This window comes from Pseudonocardia nantongensis (assembly GCF_046546495.1).
Lineage (GTDB): Bacteria > Actinomycetota > Actinomycetes > Mycobacteriales > Pseudonocardiaceae > Pseudonocardia > Pseudonocardia nantongensis.
The window spans coordinates 183,912-200,441 of sequence record NZ_JBKGXT010000006.1 but is presented as its reverse complement, the minus strand read 5'-3'; the positions used below and the strand labels follow the sequence as shown (position 1 = coordinate 200,441).

Sequence of the window (16,530 nt, the reverse complement as noted above, 5' to 3'; positions counted from 1 at the left end):
CTCCGGAGGCCCGGTCCCGACCGGTAGCACCGAAGTCGCGTTCCACGCGCCATGCTCGTTGTCCCCCCTCGGCCGCAAGGTCGAGTTCCAGCGACATGCCCGCCCCAGTGGGTGGGACGCGGTGACCCGGGCACAGCTGTGAGGATCGAGCGCGACACGCCCGACCTCGTGGACCGGAGAGCCCCGGCAGGACCTGCCGTTCCAGGTGACTGGAGCGTCGGTTCCGGCCGACAGACCTGAACAGAGCACGGGCCGCAGCCGGCCAGTACCGGGTCCCCCGGTGGGTGTACGGCGCGAGTTCTGCGGGGCCGACACCGCGACACCCCCGCGGCAGGAAGAAGAGGACGACCGACGACCATGGCGGGACAGAAGATCCGCATCAGGCTCAAGGCCTATGACCACGAGGCAATCGACGCGTCTGCTCGCAAGATCGTGGAGACGGTGACGCGTACCGGTGCTCGGGTCGTCGGGCCGGTGCCGCTGCCGACCGAGAAGAACGTGTACTGCGTCATCCGCTCGCCGCACAAGTACAAGGACTCGCGCGAGCACTTCGAGATGCGCACGCACAAGCGGCTGATCGACATTCTCGACCCGACGCCGAAGACGGTGGATGCGCTCATGCGCATCGACCTCCCGGCGAGCGTCGACGTCAACATCCAGTAGGCGTGGGGACGAAGACGATGACTGCTTCGATTAAGAAGACGACTGCGACCAAGCAGACGAAGAAGGTCACCGGGCTCCTGGGCACCAAGCTCGGGATGACCCAGGTGTTCGACGAGAACAACCGCGTCGTGCCGGTCACGGTGGTCCAGGCCGGGCCGAACGTCGTGACCCAGGTGCGATCCGAGGGCACCGACGGCTACCCCGCCGTCCAGCTGGCCTCCGGGGCGATCGACCCGCGCAAGGTGAACAAGCCGGAGACCGGTCACTTCGCCAAGGCCGGTGTCACCCCGCGTCGGCACCTGCTGGAGCTGCGCACCTCCGACGCCGCCGACTACACGCCGGGCCAGGAGATCACCGTCGAGGCGTTCGCGGAGACCGGTGAGGTCGACGTGGTCGGTGTGACCAAGGGCAAGGGTTTCGCCGGTGTCATGAAGCGCTACGGCTTCGCCGGTATGGGCGCCTCGCACGGCACGCACCGCACGCACCGCGCCCCGGGCTCGATCGGTGGCTGCGCCACCCCGGGCCGCGTGTTCAAGGGCGTGCGGCTGCCGGGCCGGATGGGCTCCAACCGCCAGACCACGCAGAACCTGAAGCTCCACCGGGTGGACGCCGAGCGTGGCCTGCTGCTCATCAAGGGCGCGGTCCCCGGTCCCCGGGGTGGCCTCGTCGTGGTGAAGACCCCCGCGAAGGGTGATGGCAAGTGAGCACCGTGCAGATCAAGACGCCGAAGGGCGCCGCGAGCGGCAGCGTCGAGCTGCCGGACCACGTCTTCGACGTGACGGCGAACATCGCTCTCATGCACCAGGTGGTGACCGCACAGCTGAACGCGGCACGCCAGGGCACGCACGACACCAAGACCCGCGGCGAGGTCCGCGGCGGCGGTGCGAAGCCCTACCGGCAGAAGGGCACCGGTCGCGCCCGCCAGGGCTCGGTCCGCGCGCCGCAGTTCGCCGGTGGTGGCACCGTGCACGGCCCGACGCCGCGGGACTACTCGCAGCGGACCCCGAAGAAGATGAAGGCCGCCGCCCTGCGTGGCGCCCTCTCCGACCGGGCTCGGGCCGGCCGCGTGCACGTCGTCTCCTCGGTGGTCGAGGGCGACACCCCGTCCACCAAGGCCGCCCGCAGCGCGCTCGAGGCCGTGCTCCCGGAGGCCGGCGCCGCCCGGGTGCTCGCCGTCGTCGAGCGGAGCGCCGAGAACGCGCTGCTGAGCCTGCGCAACCTGCCGCAGGTGCACCTCATCGCGCCGGACCAGCTGAACACGCACGACGTGCTGGTGAACGACGTCGTCCTGTTCACACAGGCGGCGCTGGACGAGTTCCTGGCCGGCCCGATCGCCACGCCGAAGGCCGCGAGCCGCCGGGCTGCCGCCGCTGAGGAGGCCGACAAGTGATCACGGACCCGCGGGACGTGCTGCTCGCGCCGGTCGTCTCGGAGAAGAGCTACGGGCTGCTCGACGAGCGCCAGTACACCTTCCTCGTCACACCGAACGCGAACAAGACCCAGATCAAGATCGCCGTGGAGAAGGTGTTCGGGGTCAAGGTGACCAGCGTGAACACGCTGAACCGCCCGGGCAAGCGCAAGCGCTCCCGCACCGGCTACGGCAAGCGCAAGGACACCAAGCGCGCGGTCGTCACGCTCTCCGAGGAGAGCAAGGCGATCGACGTGTTCGGTGGCCCGGCGAGCTGAGGGAGCGAGCTGACCGATGGCCATTCGTAAGTACAAGCCGACGACGTCGGGCCGCCGCTTCTCGAGCGGCTCGGACTACGCCGAGATCACCCGGGACTACCCGGAGAAGTCGCTGATCCGTCCGCTGCACGGCAAGGGCGGCCGGAACTCGCACGGGCGGATCACCACCCGGCACCAGGGCGGCGGTCACAAGCGGGCCTACCGCCTGATCGACTTCCGGCGCAACGACAAGGACGGTGTGCCGGCGAAGGTCGCGCACATCGAGTACGACCCGAACCGCACCTCGCGGATCGCGCTGCTGCACTACGCCGACGGGGAGAAGCGCTACATCATCGCCCCGGCCCGGCTGAAGCAGGGCGACCGGATCGAGAACGGGCCGCGCGCGGACATCAAGGTCGGTAACAACCTGCCGCTGCGCAACATCCCGACCGGCACCGTGGTGCACGCGATCGAGCTCCGCCCCGGTGGCGGCGCGAAGATCGCCCGCTCGGCGGGGGTCGGCGTCCAGCTGGTCGCCAAGGACGGGCCCTACGCGCAGCTGCGCATGCCCTCCGGCGAGATCCGCTACGTCGACGTGCGCTGCCGCGCCACGATCGGCGGGGTGGGCAACTCGGAGCACGCCAACATCAACTGGGGTAAGGCCGGCCGGATGCGGTGGAAGGGCAGGCGCCCGACCGTCCGCGGTGTCGTCATGAACCCGGTGGACCACCCGCACGGTGGTGGTGAGGGCAAGACCTCCGGTGGCCGGCACCCGGTCAACCCGGCCGGTACCCCCGAGGGTCGCACCCGCAGGAACAAGCCCTCCGACAAGTTGATCGTCCGCCGGCGCCGTACCGGCAAGAAGCGCTGAGCAGGGAGGTAAAGATGCCGCGCAGCCTGAAGAAGGGCCCCTTCGTGGACGACCACCTGCTCAAGAAGGTGGACGCCCTCAACGAGTCCGGCAAGAAGACCGTGATCCGCACGTGGTCCCGGCGGTCCACCGTGATCCCGGACATGATCGGCCACACGATCGCGGTGCACGACGGCCGCAAGCACGTGCCGGTGTTCGTGTCCGACTCGATGGTCGGGCACAAGCTGGGCGAGTTCGCCCCGACCCGGACCTTCCGGGGACACATCAAGGACGACCGCAAGGCGCGTCGGCGCTAGTAGCCGGCCCGAGTAGCGACAAGGAGAGGTGGAGAAGATGGCAGACACTGCCCAGACCACCGGCGCTGCGCTCGAGCCGACTCGTGCGCGCGCCGTGGCGCGGTTCGTCCGCAGCTCGCCGATGAAGACCCGGCGCGTCGTGGACCTGGTCCGCGGCCTGCCGGTGAGCGAGGCGCTGGCGATCCTGCGGTTCTCGCCGCATTCCGCGGCCGAGCCGGTGGCGAAGGTCGTGGCCAGCGCCGCGGCCAACGCCGAGAACAACCTGGACCTGGACCCGGACACCCTCGTGGTGGCCGTGGCGATGGTCGACGAGGGGCCGACGCTCAAGCGGATCCGGCCGCGCGCCCAGGGGCGGGCGTTCCGGATCCGCAAGCGGACGAGCCACATCACCATCGAGGTCGAGTCGGTCCCGAAGCGGAACCAGCAGGCCGGCCGTCGTGGTGCGAAGGGGAGGGCCCGCTGATGGGGCAGAAGATCAACCCGCACGGCTTCCGCCTGGGCATCACCACGGACTGGAAGTCGCGCTGGTACGCAGACAAGCAGTACTCGGAGTACGTGAAGGAGGACGTCGACATCCGCAAGATGCTCTCCAAGGGCATGGAGCGGGCCGGCATCTCCAAGGTCGAGATCGAGCGGACCCGGGACCGGGTGCGGGTGGACATCCACACCGCCCGTCCGGGCATCGTGATCGGCCGCCGCGGCGCCGAGGCCGACCGGATCCGGGGCAACCTGGAGAAGCTGACCAAGAAGCAGGTTCAGCTCAACATCCTCGAGGTCAAGGCCTCCGAGTCGGACGCGCAGCTCGTGGCGCAGGGCGTGGCGGAGCAGCTGTCGAACCGGGTCGCCTTCCGGCGGGCCATGCGCAAGGCGATCCAGTCGGCCATGCGCAGCCCGCAGGTCAAGGGCATCCGGGTGCAGTGCTCCGGCCGGCTCGGCGGTGCCGAGATGTCCCGGTCCGAGTTCTACCGCGAGGGCCGGGTCCCGCTGCACACGCTGCGCGCGGACATCGACTACGGCCTGTTCGAGGCCCGCACCTCCTTCGGCCGGATCGGCGTGAAGGTGTGGATCTACAAGGGCGACGTCGTCGGTGGCCGCCGTGAGGGTGCGCCCGCCGCCGAGGCGCCGGGTCGTGGCGGCCCCCGCCGCGAGCGTCCGGCCCGTCGCCGTTCTGGTGCCTCGGGCACCACTGCGACCAGCACCGAGGCCGGCCGGGCCGCCCAGGGCGGTCAGGGTGGCGGCACCGCCACGGCGACCGCCGAGGCGCCGGCCGCCGGTGAGAACCAGAGCAACGGTGGGGAGAGCTGAACCGTGCTGATCCCACGCAAGGTCAAGCACCGCAAGCAGCACCGGCCGAAGCGCAAGGGCATGGCCAGCGGTGGCACCAGCGTCTCGTTCGGTGACTACGGCATCCAGGCCCTGGAGCCGGCCTACGTGACGAACCGGCAGATCGAGTCGGCGCGTATCGCGATCAACCGGCACATCCGTCGTGGCGGGAAGATCTGGATCAACATCTTCCCGGACATCCCGATGACGAAGAAGCCCGCCGAGACCCGGATGGGTTCCGGCAAGGGCTCGCCGGAGAAGTGGGTCGCGAACGTCAAGCCGGGCCGGGTGATGTTCGAGATGAGCTTCCCGAACCGCGACGTGGCCCACGAGGCGCTGCGCCGGGCCATCCACAAGCTGCCGATGAAGTGCCGGATCGTGTCCCGTGAGGGTGGTGACATCTGATGGCGAGCAGCGGCAACACCAAGGCCGCCGAGCTGCGCGAGCTCTCCGACGAGGAGCTGGTCGTGCGCGTGCGGGAGGCCAAGGAGGAGCTGTTCAACCTCCGCTTCCAGATGGCTACCGGGCAGCTGGACAACAACCGGCGGCTGCGGGCCGTCCGCCACGACATCGCGCGGTGCTACACCGTGATGCGCGAGCGTGAGCTGGGCCTGTCCGCCGCCCCGACCGAGAGCGAGGGAGCGGCATGAGCGACGGCGTGAGCAGTGGCGTGAGCGCGGACGTCCGCAGCGTGAGCGACGACGCGTCGGCGGCTGCCAAGCCGCACACGGCGCAGCGCAAGCCCGAGGGGCAGCGCGGGGAGCGGAAGGTCCGGGAGGGCCTGGTCGTGTCCGACAAGATGGACAAGACCGTGACCGTCTCCCTCGAGGACCGGGTCAAGCACCCGCTCTACGGCAAGGTCATCCGCCGGACCAACAAGGTCAAGGCGCACGACGAGCAGAACACGGCCGGTGTCGGCGACCGTGTCCGCCTCATGGAGACCCGTCCGCTGTCGGCGACCAAGCGCTGGCGGCTGGTGGAGATCCTCGAGAAGGCCAAGTAGGAGAGTCACAGTGATCCAGCAGGAGTCGCGGCTGCGCATCGCCGACAACACCGGTGCCAAGGAGATCCTGTGCATCCGGGTGCTGGGCGGCTCGGCGCGGCGTTACGCCGGGATCGGCGACGTCATCGTCGCCACGGTCAAGGAGGCCATGCCCGGCGCCGGTGTGAAGCGCGGTGACGTCGTCAAGGCGGTCATCGTGCGCACGAAGAAGGAGAAGCGCCGTCCGGACGGGAGCTACATCCGGTTCGACGAGAACGCCGCCGTACTGATCAAGCCGGACAACGGACCCCGGGGGACCCGCATCTTCGGCCCGGTCGGGCGCGAGCTGCGCGACCGCAAGTTCATGAGGATCATCTCGCTGGCTCCGGAGGTGCTCTGAGATGAAGGCGAAGATGAAGGTGAAGAAGGGCGACACCGTGCAGGTGATCGCCGGCAAGGACAAGGGCGCCACGGGCAAGGTCATCGCGGCCTACCCGGAGCGCGAGCGCGTGCTGGTCGAGGGCGTGAACCGGATCAAGAAGCACACCCGGATCAGCCAGAACCAGCGCGGGGCCGAGAGCGGCGGGATCGTCACCCAGGAGGCGGCCATCCACGTCTCCAACGTGATGGTCGTCGACTCCGACGGGAAGCCGACCCGGGTCGGCAAGAAGACCGTCGAGGGCGAGGACGGCACCTCCCGCCGCGTCCGGATCTCCAAGCGCAACGGGAAGGAGATCTGAGATGAGTGCACCGACCGAGACGCGTGAACTGCCGCGCCTCAAGCAGCGCTACCGCGAGGAGATCCTCTCGTCGCTGCGCGAGGAGTTCGACTACAAGAACGTGATGCAGGTCCCGGCGTTGACCAAGGTCGTGGTCAACATGGGCGTCGGCGATGCCGCGCGGGACTCCAAGCTGATCGACGGGGCGCTGCGCGACCTGGCCATCATCACCGGTCAGAAGCCGCAGCTGCGCCGGGCGAACAAGTCCATCGCGCAGTTCAAGCTGCGTGAGGGCATGCCGATCGGCGCCAAGGTCACCCTCCGGGGCGACCGCATGTGGGAGTTCCTGGACCGGCTGCTGACGATCGCGCTGCCGCGTATCCGCGACTTCCGCGGGCTGAACGGCAACCAGTTCGATGGTCGCGGCAACTACACGTTCGGCCTGACCGAGCAGTCGATGTTCCACGAGATCGATCCGGACACGATCGACCGGCCGCGAGGCATGGACATCACCGTGGTGACCACCGCGACCACGAACGCCGAGGGCCGGGCGCTGCTGCGCCACCTGGGCTTCCCGTTCAAGGAGAGCTGAGCGAATGGCGAAGAAGGCGCTCATCAACAAGGCGAACGCGAAGCCGAAGTTCGCCGTTCGTGGCTACACGCGCTGCCAGAAGTGCGGCCGGCCGCGTGCGGTCTTCCGCAAGTTCGGCCTCTGCCGCGTCTGCCTGCGCGACATGGCCCATGCCGGCGAGCTGCCGGGTGTGAGCAAGTCCAGCTGGTAGAGGCGGCTTCGCCGCCCGTGAGCGGATGTCGAGGCCGTAGCCGCGATATCCACTCACGGGCCTGATCGCCGAAGGCCTCCACGAGGAACCACGGTGGGAAAGAGACAGACACCATGACGATGACCGATCCGATCGCAGACATGCTGACCCGTCTGCGGAACGCGAACTCGGCCTACCACGACCGCATCGTGATGCCGCACTCCAAGCTGAAGGTCTCCATCGCGGAGATCCTGCAGAAGGAGGGCTACATCTACGCACACCACACCGAGGACGCCGAGGTCGGCAAGTCCCTGGTCGTCGAGCTGAAGTTCGGGCGCAACCGCGAGCGGAGCATCGCCGGCCTGCGCCGCGTCTCCAAGCCCGGTCTGCGTGTCTACGCGAAGTCGACGAATCTGCCGCGGGTCCTCGGAGGCCTCGGCGTGGCGATCATCTCGACCTCCCGGGGTCTGATGACCGACCAGCAGGCCTACCGGAGCGGCGTGGGCGGGGAAGTCCTCGCCTACGTCTGGTGAGAAGGGAGTACTGACGATGTCCCGCATCGGAAAGCTGCCCATCACCGTCCCGTCCGGGGTCGACGTCACCATCGACGGCCGCACGGTCACCGCGAAGGGCCCCAAGGGCACCCTGTCGCACACCGTGATCGAGCCGATCACGGTCGAGCGCGACGACGACGGCACGGTGCTGATCGAGCGGCCGGACGAGGAGCGCGAGACCCGGGCCTACCACGGCCTGTCCCGCTCGCTCGTGAACAACATCGTGGTCGGCGTGAGCGCCGGCTACGAGAAGAAGCTGGAGATCCACGGCGTGGGTTACCGGGTCCAGCTCAAGGGCGAGAACCTCGAGTTCGCCCTGGGCTACTCGCACCCGGTCGTCATCGAGCCGGCGGAGGGCATCACCTTCGCGGTCGAGTCGCCGACCCGGTTCTCGGTCTCCGGCATCGACAAGCAGCTCGTCGGCGAGACCGCCGCCAACATCCGGAAGCTGCGCCGTCCGGACCCGTACAAGGGCAAGGGCGTGCGTTACGCCGGCGAGCAGGTCCGCCGCAAGGTCGGGAAGACGGGTAAGTGATGGCCGAGACGAACGAAGCCAAGAAGGATCCGGGCACAGTGTCGGGATCGGCTCGTCGCCGGATGGCGTCGCAGGTGGCGCGCGAGCGTCGCGAGTCGCGCATCCGCCGGCACGCCCGGCTGCGCAAGAAGATCTCCGGAACGCCCGTGCGTCCGCGGCTGGCGGTCCACCGCTCCTCGCGGCACATCAGCGTCCAGGTGATCGACGATCTGGCCGGGCACACCCTGGTCCACGCGTCGAGCCTGGACGGCGACGTGCGTGGGCTCGAGGGCGACAAGAAGGCCAAGGCCGCGAAGGTCGGCGAGCTCGTCGCCGCCCGCGCCAAGGAGGCCGGGATCACCGCGGTGGTGTTCGACCGGGGTGGCCTCACCTACCACGGGCGGATCGCGGCTCTGGCCGACGCCGCCCGCGAGGGCGGGCTGGAGTTCTGATGACTCTGATGACCAACACGAAGATCGAAGGGATCGTCTGATGCCGGGACGTACGCGGCGTGACGGCGGGACCCCGGGCGGCGGTAGCAACGACAACCGCAACAGCCGGGACCGCCGGGACGGTGGCCGTGGCGGGGCGGCCCAGGACAAGACCCCGTACATCGAGCGGCTGGTCACGATCAACCGCGTGGCCAAGGTCGTCAAGGGCGGCCGCCGGTTCAGCTTCACCGCGCTGATGATCGTCGGCGACGGTGACGGCCTGGTGGGCGTCGGCTACGGCAAGGCCAAGGAGGTGCCGGCCGCGATCGCCAAGGGCGTCGAGGAGGCGAAGAAGAACTTCTTCCGCATCCCGCGTATCGGCGGCACGATCGTGCACCGGGTGCAGGGTGAGGACGCCGCGGGCGTCGTCCTGCTGCGTCCGGCCTCGCCGGGTACCGGTGTCATCGCCGGCGGCCCGGTCCGCGCGGTGCTGGAGTGCGCGGGGATCTCGGACATCCTGTCCAAGTCCCTCGGCTCCGACAACGCGATCAACATCGTGCACGCCACGGTGGCGGCGCTGAAGGCGGTGCAGCGTCCCGAGGAGGTCGCGGCCCGCCGCGGCCTGCCGATCGAGGACGTCGCGCCGCAGAGGATGCTGCGTCAGCGCGCCGAGGCCGACGCGGCGAGGGTGTGAGCGACATGGCCACGTTGAAGATCACCCAGGTGAAGAGCCGGATCGGGACCAAGCAGAACCAGCGGAACACGCTGCGCTCGCTCGGTCTGCGCAAGATCCGGCAGTCGGTGGAGCGCCCGGACGACCCGCAGACCCGCGGGTACATCCACACGGTGCGCCACCTCGTGACCGTGGAGGAGGTGCAGTCGTGAGTGAGCAGGGTGAGAACTCCGTGATCAAGCTGCACGACCTGCGTCCGGCCCCGGGCTCGAAGACCGCCAAGACCCGGGTGGGTCGGGGCGAGAGCTCGAAGGGCAAGACGGCCGGCCGCGGCACCAAGGGCACCAAGGCCCGCAAGACGGTGTCGCCGCGCTTCGAGGGCGGGCAGATGCCGCTGCACATGCGGCTGCCGAAGCTCAAGGGCTTCAAGAACCGCTTCAAGGTCGAGTACCAGGTCGTGAACGTCGGCGAGCTGGCCGCCCTGTTCCCGAAGGGCGGCGAGGTCGGCCCGGCCGAGCTGGCCGAGGCCGGTGCGGTGCGCAAGAACCAGCCGGTGAAGGTGCTGGGCGAGGGCGAGCTCTCGGGCGTCGCCCTCACCGTGACCGCGCACAAGTTCTCCGCGTCCGCGCGCGAGAAGATCTCGGCGGCGGGTGGCTCGGTCTCCGAGCTGTAAGCCCTCGCCGAGCGATGCTGTCCCCGGCGCCGTCCACGGTGCCCGTCCCCTCCGGTGGGCGGGCCCGTGGGCGGCGCCGAGGCGTTTCCCGGCCGCTGTTAGAGTCACGGTCGGGTCACCGGCCCGAGCGAGAGGGGTGCTGCGCTCCGCGCGCACCCGCCGGGCCGGTCCGCCGGTCCCACCGACCCGGGTCTCCCGGGCACCGGGGACCGCGTCCCCATCCGGCCGTCCCCGTCCCGGGGGCGGTGCAGGCGGTGTCGGGCCGCCGACGTCGTAGGAGGATCACCGAGTGCTCAGCGCAGTCCGGTCGGCCCTGACCACGCCGGATCTCCGCAAGAAGATCCTCTTCACGCTGGCGATCGTGGCGGTGTACCGGCTCGGGGCGAACATCCCGTCGCCGGGGGTGTCGTACCCGAACATCCAGGAGTGCGTCCGCCAGGTCGAGGGCGGCGACAACTCCGGCATCTACTCGCTGATCAACCTGTTCTCCGGCGGGGCGCTGCTCCAGCTGTCGATCTTCGCGCTGGGCATCATGCCCTACATCACCGCGAGCATCATCGTGCAGCTGCTGCAGGTCGTCATCCCGCGGTTCGAGCAGCTGAAGAAGGAAGGCCAGTCCGGGCAGGCCAAGCTCACCCAGTACACGCGCTACCTGACCATCGGGATCGCGGTGCTGCAGGCGACCGGCTTCGTGGCGCTGGCCGAGCGCGGCCAGCTGTTCCAGGGCTGCTCGCTGCCGATCATCCCGGACTCGTCGATCTTCACCCTGATCGTCATCGTGACGGTGATGACCGCGGGCACCACGGTCGTCATGTGGCTGGGCGAGCAGGTCACCGAGCGCGGCATCGGCAACGGCATGTCGCTGCTGATCTTCGCCTCGATCGCGAGCCGGATTCCCGCCGAGGGCAAGCTGATCCTGGACAGCTCCGGCGGCCTGGTGTTCGCCGGCGTCTGCGTGTTCGGGCTGGCGATCATCGCCAGCGTGGTGTTCGTCGAGAACGGCCAGCGGCGGATCCCGGTGCAGTACGCCAAGCGGATGGTCGGCCGCCGGATGTACGGCGGCACGTCGACCTACCTGCCGCTGAAGGTGAACCAGGCCGGCGTCGTGCCGGTGATCTTCGGTAGCTCGTTGCTGTACCTGCCGAACCTGGTGGCGCAGATGGTCGGGAACGGCGGCGGCTGGTTCCAGCAGTTCGTGCAGACCTACCTGGTCGACCAGTCCAGCTGGGTGCACATCGTGCTGTACATGGCGCTGATCATCTTCTTCACCTACTTCTACGTCGGCATCACGTTCAACCCGGACGAGCGGGCCGACGACATGAAGAAGTACGGCGGCTTCATCCCGGGCATCCGGCCCGGCCGGCCGACCGCCGAGTACCTGAACTTCGTGCTCAGCCGGATCACCCTGCCCGGATCGCTGTACCTGGGCATCATCGCCGTGCTGCCGAACTTCTTCCTGGGCATCACCGGTAGCGGTCAGAACCAGAACTTCCCGTTCGGCGGAACCGCGGTCCTGATCATGGTCACGGTGGGCCTGGACACGCTGAAGCAGATCGAGAGCCAGCTCATGCAGCGGAACTACGAGGGTTTCCTGCGTTAGGCTCGCCGCAGCGCGGCCGGGCGCGCTCCAGCCGATACCCGGCCCGGGATCCGGTGCGCCGGCACCGTGCGCCGGCGACGACGCCGGTGTCAGCAACGAAGACTTCAGGAGGTCGGGTTCGTGCGACTCGTTCTGGTGGGACCGCCGGGCGCGGGCAAGGGGACGCAGGCGGAGCGGATGGCCGAACGGTTGGGTGTCCCGCACATCTCGACCGGCGACCTGTTCCGCGCGAACCTGCGCGACGAGACCGAGCTGGGCCGTGCGGCCAAGCGCTACATGGACGCCGGTGACCTGGTTCCGGACGAGGTCACGGTCGGCATGGTGCGTGACCGGTTGGACGACGAGGACACCGCGAAGGGCTTCATCCTCGACGGCTTCCCGCGCAACGCCGCGCAGGCCGGATCCCTCGGTGGGATCCTGGCCGACAAGGGCCTGCAGCTCGACGCCGTCGTCCAGTTCGAGGTCGACGACGAGGTCGTCGTGCAGCGGCTGCTCGGGCGCGGGCGCAGCGACGACAACGAGGACACGATCCGCAACCGGCAGCGCGTCTACAGGGACGAGACCGCGCCGCTGCTGCGGTACTACAGCGACCAGCTCGTCACGGTCGACGCGGTCGGCGAGGTCGGCGAGATCACCGACCGGGTCTTCTCGGCGCTGCACGCGCGCAGCGCCTGAGACCCCGGAGAGGCGTAGGGAATCGGATGAACGGTCGGGGTGGGGTCCGCGGGGCCATCGCTCGTTACCGGGGGCGCGACATCGAGCTGAAATCCCCGGCGCAGCTCGAGGCGATGCGGGCGGCGGGTGCCCTGGTGGCGGCCACGCTGGCCGCCGTCACCGAGCACGCGAAACCGGGCGTCAGCACGGCCGAGCTGGACGCGGTCGCCGAGCAGACGATCCGGGACGCCGATGCGGTGCCCTCGTTCCTCGGCTACCACGGCTTCCCGGCCAGCATCTGCGCGTCGGTGAACGAGCAGATCGTGCACGGCATCCCGTCGCCGTCCCAGGTGCTCGCCGACGGTGACCTGCTCTCGGTGGACTGCGGCGCGATCCTGGAGGGCTGGCACGGCGACTCCGCGGTGACGATCGCGGTCGGCGACGTGGCGCCCGCGGACCGCGCCCTGTCCGCGGCCTGCCGGGGCGCGCTGGACGCCGGGCTGCTGGCCGTCACGGCCGGGGCGAAGCTGACCGACGTCTCGTACGCGATCCAGGAGGCGTGCGCCGCGGCCGCCCGCGCCGACGGCGCCGACTACGGGATCGTCGCCGAGTACGGCGGGCACGGCATCGGCACCTCGATGCACATGGACCCGTTCCTGCCCAACCACGGCGACCCGGGCCACGGTCCGAAGCTGCGCCCGGGCATGGCGCTGGCCGTCGAGCCGATGCTGGTGGCCGGCGTCCCGGAGACCGTGGAGCTCGACGACGGCTGGACCGTCGTGACCGCGTCCGGCGGCCGCGCGGTGCACTGGGAGCACACCGTGGCCGTCACCGAGGACGGGCCGTGGCTGCTGACCGCGCCCGCGGGAGCGCCGGACCGGCCCGCTCGCTGACCCCGGGTGCTCCTGATCGATCCAGCGGAACGCGAATGATCGGTCCAGCCCGGCCTGTCGGGTAGTGTGGATCACCTCGCGGAACCACGGATCGAGGTGGTGGTCTAGGTTCCCGGCATGGGCGATGAGGCCGGCAGGGACGGGGACGCGGGACCGCGGAAGACGGTCACCGTCGGCGTTCCGACGGAAGTGCGCGAGGGCGAGCGCCGGGTGGCGCTGGTCCCGAAAGTGATCGGAAAGCTGTCCGGGCGGGGAGCCCGGGTGGTCGTCGAGGCCGGTGCGGGCGCGGGAGCGCTGATCCCGGACGTCGACTTCACCGAGGCCGGGGCCGAGATCGGCGATCCGTGGGGCTGCGACGTCGTCGCGGTGGTGAACCCGCCGACGTCCGAGCAGATCGGGCGACTCCGGCAGGGCGCGGTGCTGATCGGGTTCCTGTCGCCGCTGACCGCGCCGGAGACGGTGCAGCAGCTCCGCGACGCCGGGGTCACCGCGTTCGCGATGGAGTCGATCCCGCGGATCTCCCGGGCGCAGGGCATGGACGCGCTGTCGTCGCAGGCGAACGTGGCCGGGTACAAGGCGGTGCTGTCCGCGGCCGAGCACTCCACCCGGTTCTTCCCGATGCTCACCACCGCGGCCGGCACGGTGAAGCCGGCGACCGCGCTGGTGCTCGGCGTCGGCGTCGCGGGCCTGCAGGCGCTGGCCACCGCGAAACGCCTCGGCGCCCGCACCACCGGCTACGACGTCCGGCCCGAGGTCGCCGACCAGGTGAAGTCACTCGGGGCGCAGTGGCTCGACCTGGGCATCGACGCCGCCGGTGAGGGCGGTTACGCCCGCGAGCTCTCCGAGGACGAGCGCGCGACGCAGCAGCGGCAGCTGGAGAAGGCGATCACCGGGTTCGACATCGTGGTCACCACCGCGCTGGTGCCCGGCCGGAAGGCTCCGCAGATGGTCAGCGCGGCCGCGGTGGAGGGCATGCGGCCGGGCAGCGTGATCGTGGACATGGCCGGCGAGTCCGGTGGCAACTGCGAGCTGACCGAGCCCGGCGAGACGGTCGTGAAGCACGACGTCACGATCGTGTCCCCGCTGAACCTGCCGTCCACGATGCCCGAGCACGCCTCGGAGCTCTACGCGCGCAACGTCACGTCGCTGCTGGAGCTGATGCTGTCCGAGGGCGAGCTGTCCCCGGACCGGGACGACGAGGTGCTGGCCAAGTCCTGTGTGACGCACGAGAGCAGCGCAGGCGGAACGAGCATCGACACAGCCGAGCCGGTCCCGGGCGACACGAACGACACGACGAGCCAGGGAGAGTCCTGATGGAGTCGGGAAGCCTGCTGGCGAACCTCGCGATCCTGGTGCTGGCCGGGTTCGTCGGGTTCGCGGTGATCTCGAAGGTACCGAACACGCTGCACACCCCGCTGATGTCCGGGACGAACGCGATCCACGGGATCGTCGTGCTGGGCGGGATGATCGTGCTCGGTGAGCTGGAGAACGCGACCGTGCTGGAGTCGATCCTGCTCACCGTCGCGATCGCGTTCGGGATGATCAACGTCGTGGGTGGCTTCCTGGTCACCGACCGGATGCTGGGCATGTTCAAGGGCAAGCGGACCGCGGAGCCCGGCGCAGAGAAGAAGTCCGGCGACGACCAGACCCTGACCGCCGACGAGGCAGCGAAGGGCGGCGCCTGATGGAGATCCTGGAGCCGCTCCTCTACCTGGTCGCGTTCGCACTGTTCATCTACGGCCTGATGGGCCTGACCGGGCCGCGCACCGCGGTCCGGGGCAACTGGATCGCCGCGGTCGGCATGGCCGTCGCGATGCTCACCGTGCTGGCCGTCGTGATCATCAACGGTGCGAACAACATCGTCCTGATCCTCGTCGGCCTGGTGGTCGGCACGCTTCTCGGCGTCCCGTCCGCGCGCCGGGTGAAGATGACCCAGATGCCACAGATGGTGGCGTTGTTCAACGGCGTCGGCGGCGGCACGGTGGCGCTCATCGCGTGGTCGGAGTTCCTGGCCACGCCGGGCTTCCAGGGCCGCGCGGGTGTGTTCGTGGTCGCCTCGCTGTTCTCCGCGATCGTCGGGTCGATCTCGTTCTGGGGCTCGCTGATCGCGTTCGGCAAGCTGCAGGAGATCGTCTCCTCGTCGCCGATCGGGCTCGGGAAGGCGCAGCAGTTCGTCAACGGGCTGCTGCTGGTCGGCGCGGTCGTGTGCGCGGTGTTCGCCGGGACCGGCAACACCTCGCAGCTCTGGATCGTCGCGGTGCTGGTGCTGGCCGGGCTCCTCGGCGTCATGGTGGTGCTGCCGATCGGCGGCGCCGACATGCCGGTGGTCATCTCGTTGCTCAACGCCATGACCGGGCTCGCGGCCGCGGCCGCGGGTCTGGCGCTGGACAACACGGCGATGATGGTCGCCGGCATGATCGTCGGCGCGTCCGGTTCGATCCTGACCAACCAGATGGCCAAGGCGATGAACCGGACCATCCCGGCGATCGTCGCGGGCGGGTTCGGCGGCGCCTCGGTGGCCGGGGCGGACGACGACCCGGACAGGACCGTGAAATCCACCTCGGCCGCGGACGCCGCGATCCAGATGGCCTACGCGTCGCAGGTGATCATCGTTCCGGGGTACGGCCTGGCCGTGGCCCAGGCCCAGCACGCCGTCAAGGACATGACCAAGCTGCTGGAGAGCAAGGGCGTCGAGGTCAAGTACGCCATCCACCCGGTCGCCGGCCGGATGCCCGGGCACATGAACGTGTTGCTCGCCGAGGCCGAGGTCTCCTACGACGTGCTCAAGGAGATGGACGAGATCAACGACGACTTCTCCCGCACCGACGTGACGCTGGTGATCGGGGCGAACGACGTCACCAACCCCTCGGCCCGCAGCGACCCGAACTCGGCGATCTACGGGATGCCGATCCTCAACGTGGACCAGAGCCACAACGTGATCGTGCTGAAGCGGTCGATGAGCTCCGGCTTCGCCGGGATCGAGAACCCGCTGTTCTTCCTGGACAACACCTCGATGCTGTTCGGCGACGCGAAGAGTTCGGTCGAGCAGGTCAGCGACGAGCTGAAAGCCCTCTGACTGCATCCGGTGGGTCGCACGCACACGGTCGGCTTCGCGGTCACCACGCACGGAGCGGTCGAACCGGTCGCGCGGACGGTCTGGAGCGGCTGCGGGCCGAGCCCGGCGTGCGCACCGTGGAGGCCTGGGCGCACCTGCGTGCGGTCAAGGAGGAGCACGAACGCGGTTGGAGGGTGGCGCGT

27 protein-coding genes are annotated in these 16,530 nt (G+C 69.6%); all 27 read left to right on the top strand.

Features of this window, described 5'->3' with window-relative positions; translation table 11 throughout:
* The first annotated feature begins 357 nt into the window (after window positions 1-357).
* Window positions 358-663 carry a 30S ribosomal protein S10 gene (gene rpsJ / locus ACLFMI_RS08945; RefSeq protein ID WP_003938093.1) on the top strand — a complete coding sequence of 102 codons (306 nt, stop codon included), beginning with the start codon at window positions 358-360 and terminating at the stop codon, window positions 661-663.
* A 17-nt stretch (window positions 664-680) separates the two neighbouring features.
* Window positions 681-1,367 (top strand): 50S ribosomal protein L3, encoded by a 687-nt coding sequence (rplC, locus tag ACLFMI_RS08940; RefSeq protein WP_410947277.1) that lies wholly within the window; start codon window positions 681-683, stop codon window positions 1,365-1,367.
* Window positions 1,364-2,053 (top strand): 50S ribosomal protein L4, encoded by a 690-nt coding sequence (gene rplD, locus ACLFMI_RS08935; protein ID WP_410947276.1) that lies wholly within the window; start codon window positions 1,364-1,366, stop codon window positions 2,051-2,053. Before rplC ends, rplD begins: the two co-directional genes overlap by 4 nt.
* Window positions 2,050-2,349, top strand: coding sequence for a 50S ribosomal protein L23 (rplW, locus tag ACLFMI_RS08930; RefSeq protein WP_410947275.1), 300 nt, complete (start codon window positions 2,050-2,052; stop codon window positions 2,347-2,349). Before rplD ends, rplW begins: the two co-directional genes overlap by 4 nt.
* A gap of 16 nt (window positions 2,350-2,365) precedes the next feature.
* Complete coding sequence (rplB, locus tag ACLFMI_RS08925; protein WP_410947274.1) at window positions 2,366-3,199, top strand: 50S ribosomal protein L2; 834 nt, start codon at window positions 2,366-2,368, stop codon at window positions 3,197-3,199.
* A gap of 14 nt (window positions 3,200-3,213) precedes the next feature.
* Window positions 3,214-3,495, top strand: coding sequence for a 30S ribosomal protein S19 (gene rpsS, locus ACLFMI_RS08920; RefSeq protein WP_010232348.1), 282 nt, complete (start codon window positions 3,214-3,216; stop codon window positions 3,493-3,495).
* 37 nt (window positions 3,496-3,532) lie between these two features.
* Window positions 3,533-3,958 carry a 50S ribosomal protein L22 gene (gene rplV, locus ACLFMI_RS08915; protein WP_410947273.1) on the top strand — a complete coding sequence of 142 codons (426 nt, stop codon included), beginning with the start codon at window positions 3,533-3,535 and terminating at the stop codon, window positions 3,956-3,958.
* Complete coding sequence (gene rpsC / locus ACLFMI_RS08910; RefSeq protein ID WP_410947272.1) at window positions 3,958-4,800, top strand: 30S ribosomal protein S3; 843 nt, start codon at window positions 3,958-3,960, stop codon at window positions 4,798-4,800. Before rplV ends, rpsC begins: the two co-directional genes overlap by 1 nt.
* 3 nt (window positions 4,801-4,803) lie before the next feature.
* Window positions 4,804-5,223, top strand: coding sequence for a 50S ribosomal protein L16 (gene rplP, locus ACLFMI_RS08905; RefSeq protein ID WP_410947271.1), 420 nt, complete (start codon window positions 4,804-4,806; stop codon window positions 5,221-5,223).
* Window positions 5,223-5,468 carry a 50S ribosomal protein L29 gene (gene rpmC / locus ACLFMI_RS08900; RefSeq protein ID WP_020622931.1) on the top strand — a complete coding sequence of 82 codons (246 nt, stop codon included), beginning with the start codon at window positions 5,223-5,225 and terminating at the stop codon, window positions 5,466-5,468. Before rplP ends, rpmC begins: the two co-directional genes overlap by 1 nt.
* Window positions 5,469-5,509: 41 nt before the next feature.
* Window positions 5,510-5,821, top strand: coding sequence for a 30S ribosomal protein S17 (gene rpsQ / locus ACLFMI_RS08895; RefSeq protein WP_410947334.1), 312 nt, complete (start codon window positions 5,510-5,512; stop codon window positions 5,819-5,821).
* A gap of 10 nt (window positions 5,822-5,831) precedes the next feature.
* Entirely contained in the window at window positions 5,832-6,200 is a 369-nt protein-coding gene (gene rplN / locus ACLFMI_RS08890; RefSeq protein WP_410947270.1) for a 50S ribosomal protein L14, read from the top strand.
* Between the two features lie 13 nt (window positions 6,201-6,213).
* A complete protein-coding gene (rplX, locus tag ACLFMI_RS08885) occupies window positions 6,214-6,540 on the top strand; it encodes a 50S ribosomal protein L24 (protein WP_410947333.1) in 327 nt (108 codons plus the stop codon).
* 1 nt (window position 6,541) lies between these two features.
* Window positions 6,542-7,111 (top strand): 50S ribosomal protein L5, encoded by a 570-nt coding sequence (rplE, locus tag ACLFMI_RS08880; RefSeq protein ID WP_410947269.1) that lies wholly within the window; start codon window positions 6,542-6,544, stop codon window positions 7,109-7,111.
* Between the two features lie 4 nt (window positions 7,112-7,115).
* Window positions 7,116-7,301, top strand: coding sequence for a type Z 30S ribosomal protein S14 (locus tag ACLFMI_RS08875; RefSeq protein ID WP_186357676.1), 186 nt, complete (start codon window positions 7,116-7,118; stop codon window positions 7,299-7,301).
* A gap of 113 nt (window positions 7,302-7,414) precedes the next feature.
* Window positions 7,415-7,813, top strand: a complete 399-nt coding sequence (gene rpsH / locus ACLFMI_RS08870; RefSeq protein ID WP_410947268.1) for a 30S ribosomal protein S8 — start codon at window positions 7,415-7,417, stop codon at window positions 7,811-7,813.
* Between the two features lie 16 nt (window positions 7,814-7,829).
* Complete coding sequence (gene rplF, locus ACLFMI_RS08865; protein WP_410947267.1) at window positions 7,830-8,369, top strand: 50S ribosomal protein L6; 540 nt, start codon at window positions 7,830-7,832, stop codon at window positions 8,367-8,369.
* Between the two features lie 62 nt (window positions 8,370-8,431).
* Window positions 8,432-8,800: a 50S ribosomal protein L18 gene (gene rplR, locus ACLFMI_RS08860; RefSeq protein WP_410947266.1), complete on the top strand. Its 369-nt coding sequence runs from the start codon at window positions 8,432-8,434 to the stop codon at window positions 8,798-8,800.
* Window positions 8,801-8,840: 40 nt separating this feature from the next.
* Window positions 8,841-9,473, top strand: coding sequence for a 30S ribosomal protein S5 (rpsE, locus tag ACLFMI_RS08855; protein WP_410947265.1), 633 nt, complete (start codon window positions 8,841-8,843; stop codon window positions 9,471-9,473).
* Window positions 9,474-9,478: 5 nt separating this feature from the next.
* Window positions 9,479-9,664, top strand: a complete 186-nt coding sequence (rpmD, locus tag ACLFMI_RS08850; protein WP_410947264.1) for a 50S ribosomal protein L30 — start codon at window positions 9,479-9,481, stop codon at window positions 9,662-9,664.
* Window positions 9,665-9,684: 20 nt separating this feature from the next.
* Complete coding sequence (gene rplO, locus ACLFMI_RS08845) at window positions 9,685-10,125, top strand: 50S ribosomal protein L15 (RefSeq protein WP_458788578.1); 441 nt, start codon at window positions 9,685-9,687, stop codon at window positions 10,123-10,125.
* A gap of 289 nt (window positions 10,126-10,414) precedes the next feature.
* Entirely contained in the window at window positions 10,415-11,725 is a 1,311-nt protein-coding gene (gene secY, locus ACLFMI_RS08840; protein ID WP_410947262.1) for a preprotein translocase subunit SecY, read from the top strand.
* Window positions 11,726-11,845: 120 nt separating this feature from the next.
* Window positions 11,846-12,400 carry an adenylate kinase gene (locus ACLFMI_RS08835; RefSeq protein ID WP_410947261.1) on the top strand — a complete coding sequence of 185 codons (555 nt, stop codon included), beginning with the start codon at window positions 11,846-11,848 and terminating at the stop codon, window positions 12,398-12,400.
* A gap of 26 nt (window positions 12,401-12,426) precedes the next feature.
* On the top strand, window positions 12,427-13,272 hold the full coding sequence (gene map, locus ACLFMI_RS08830; protein WP_410947260.1) for a type I methionyl aminopeptidase: 846 nt from the start codon (window positions 12,427-12,429) through the stop codon (window positions 13,270-13,272).
* Between the two features lie 117 nt (window positions 13,273-13,389).
* Window positions 13,390-14,586 carry a Re/Si-specific NAD(P)(+) transhydrogenase subunit alpha gene (locus ACLFMI_RS08825; RefSeq protein WP_410947259.1) on the top strand — a complete coding sequence of 399 codons (1,197 nt, stop codon included), beginning with the start codon at window positions 13,390-13,392 and terminating at the stop codon, window positions 14,584-14,586.
* Entirely contained in the window at window positions 14,586-14,957 is a 372-nt protein-coding gene (locus ACLFMI_RS08820; protein ID WP_410947258.1) for an NAD(P) transhydrogenase subunit alpha part 2, read from the top strand. The genes ACLFMI_RS08825 and ACLFMI_RS08820 overlap by 1 nt, the downstream gene beginning before the upstream one ends.
* Window positions 14,957-16,348, top strand: a complete 1,392-nt coding sequence (locus ACLFMI_RS08815; protein WP_410947257.1) for an NAD(P)(+) transhydrogenase (Re/Si-specific) subunit beta — start codon at window positions 14,957-14,959, stop codon at window positions 16,346-16,348. The genes ACLFMI_RS08820 and ACLFMI_RS08815 overlap by 1 nt, the downstream gene beginning before the upstream one ends.
* The last annotated feature ends 182 nt before the right edge of the window (window positions 16,349-16,530 follow it).

What these genes read in the sequence shown, in the direction of transcription:
- ACLFMI_RS08825 (WP_410947259.1), top strand. Translation starts at nt 13,390, where the DNA reads ATGGGCGATGAGGCCGGCAGGGACGGGGACGCGGGACCGCGGAAGACG.
- rplF (WP_410947267.1), top strand. Translation starts at nt 7,830, where the DNA reads ATGTCCCGCATCGGAAAGCTGCCCATCACCGTCCCGTCCGGGGTCGAC.
- ACLFMI_RS08875 (WP_186357676.1), top strand. Translation starts at nt 7,116, where the DNA reads ATGGCGAAGAAGGCGCTCATCAACAAGGCGAACGCGAAGCCGAAGTTC.
- rplC (WP_410947277.1), top strand. Translation starts at nt 681, where the DNA reads ATGACTGCTTCGATTAAGAAGACGACTGCGACCAAGCAGACGAAGAAG.
- rpmC (WP_020622931.1), top strand. Translation starts at nt 5,223, where the DNA reads ATGGCGAGCAGCGGCAACACCAAGGCCGCCGAGCTGCGCGAGCTCTCC.
- rpsJ (WP_003938093.1), top strand. Translation starts at nt 358, where the DNA reads ATGGCGGGACAGAAGATCCGCATCAGGCTCAAGGCCTATGACCACGAG.
- rplV (WP_410947273.1), top strand. Translation starts at nt 3,533, where the DNA reads ATGGCAGACACTGCCCAGACCACCGGCGCTGCGCTCGAGCCGACTCGT.
- rpsS (WP_010232348.1), top strand. Translation starts at nt 3,214, where the DNA reads ATGCCGCGCAGCCTGAAGAAGGGCCCCTTCGTGGACGACCACCTGCTC.
- ACLFMI_RS08815 (WP_410947257.1), top strand. Translation starts at nt 14,957, where the DNA reads ATGGAGATCCTGGAGCCGCTCCTCTACCTGGTCGCGTTCGCACTGTTC.
- rpsE (WP_410947265.1), top strand. Translation starts at nt 8,841, where the DNA reads ATGCCGGGACGTACGCGGCGTGACGGCGGGACCCCGGGCGGCGGTAGC.
- map (WP_410947260.1), top strand. Translation starts at nt 12,427, where the DNA reads ATGAACGGTCGGGGTGGGGTCCGCGGGGCCATCGCTCGTTACCGGGGG.
- ACLFMI_RS08820 (WP_410947258.1), top strand. Translation starts at nt 14,586, where the DNA reads ATGGAGTCGGGAAGCCTGCTGGCGAACCTCGCGATCCTGGTGCTGGCC.
- rpsC (WP_410947272.1), top strand. Translation starts at nt 3,958, where the DNA reads ATGGGGCAGAAGATCAACCCGCACGGCTTCCGCCTGGGCATCACCACG.
- rplB (WP_410947274.1), top strand. Translation starts at nt 2,366, where the DNA reads ATGGCCATTCGTAAGTACAAGCCGACGACGTCGGGCCGCCGCTTCTCG.
- rplX (WP_410947333.1), top strand. Translation starts at nt 6,214, where the DNA reads ATGAAGGTGAAGAAGGGCGACACCGTGCAGGTGATCGCCGGCAAGGAC.
- rpsH (WP_410947268.1), top strand. Translation starts at nt 7,415, where the DNA reads ATGACGATGACCGATCCGATCGCAGACATGCTGACCCGTCTGCGGAAC.
- rplE (WP_410947269.1), top strand. Translation starts at nt 6,542, where the DNA reads ATGAGTGCACCGACCGAGACGCGTGAACTGCCGCGCCTCAAGCAGCGC.
- rpmD (WP_410947264.1), top strand. Translation starts at nt 9,479, where the DNA reads ATGGCCACGTTGAAGATCACCCAGGTGAAGAGCCGGATCGGGACCAAG.
- rplR (WP_410947266.1), top strand. Translation starts at nt 8,432, where the DNA reads ATGGCGTCGCAGGTGGCGCGCGAGCGTCGCGAGTCGCGCATCCGCCGG.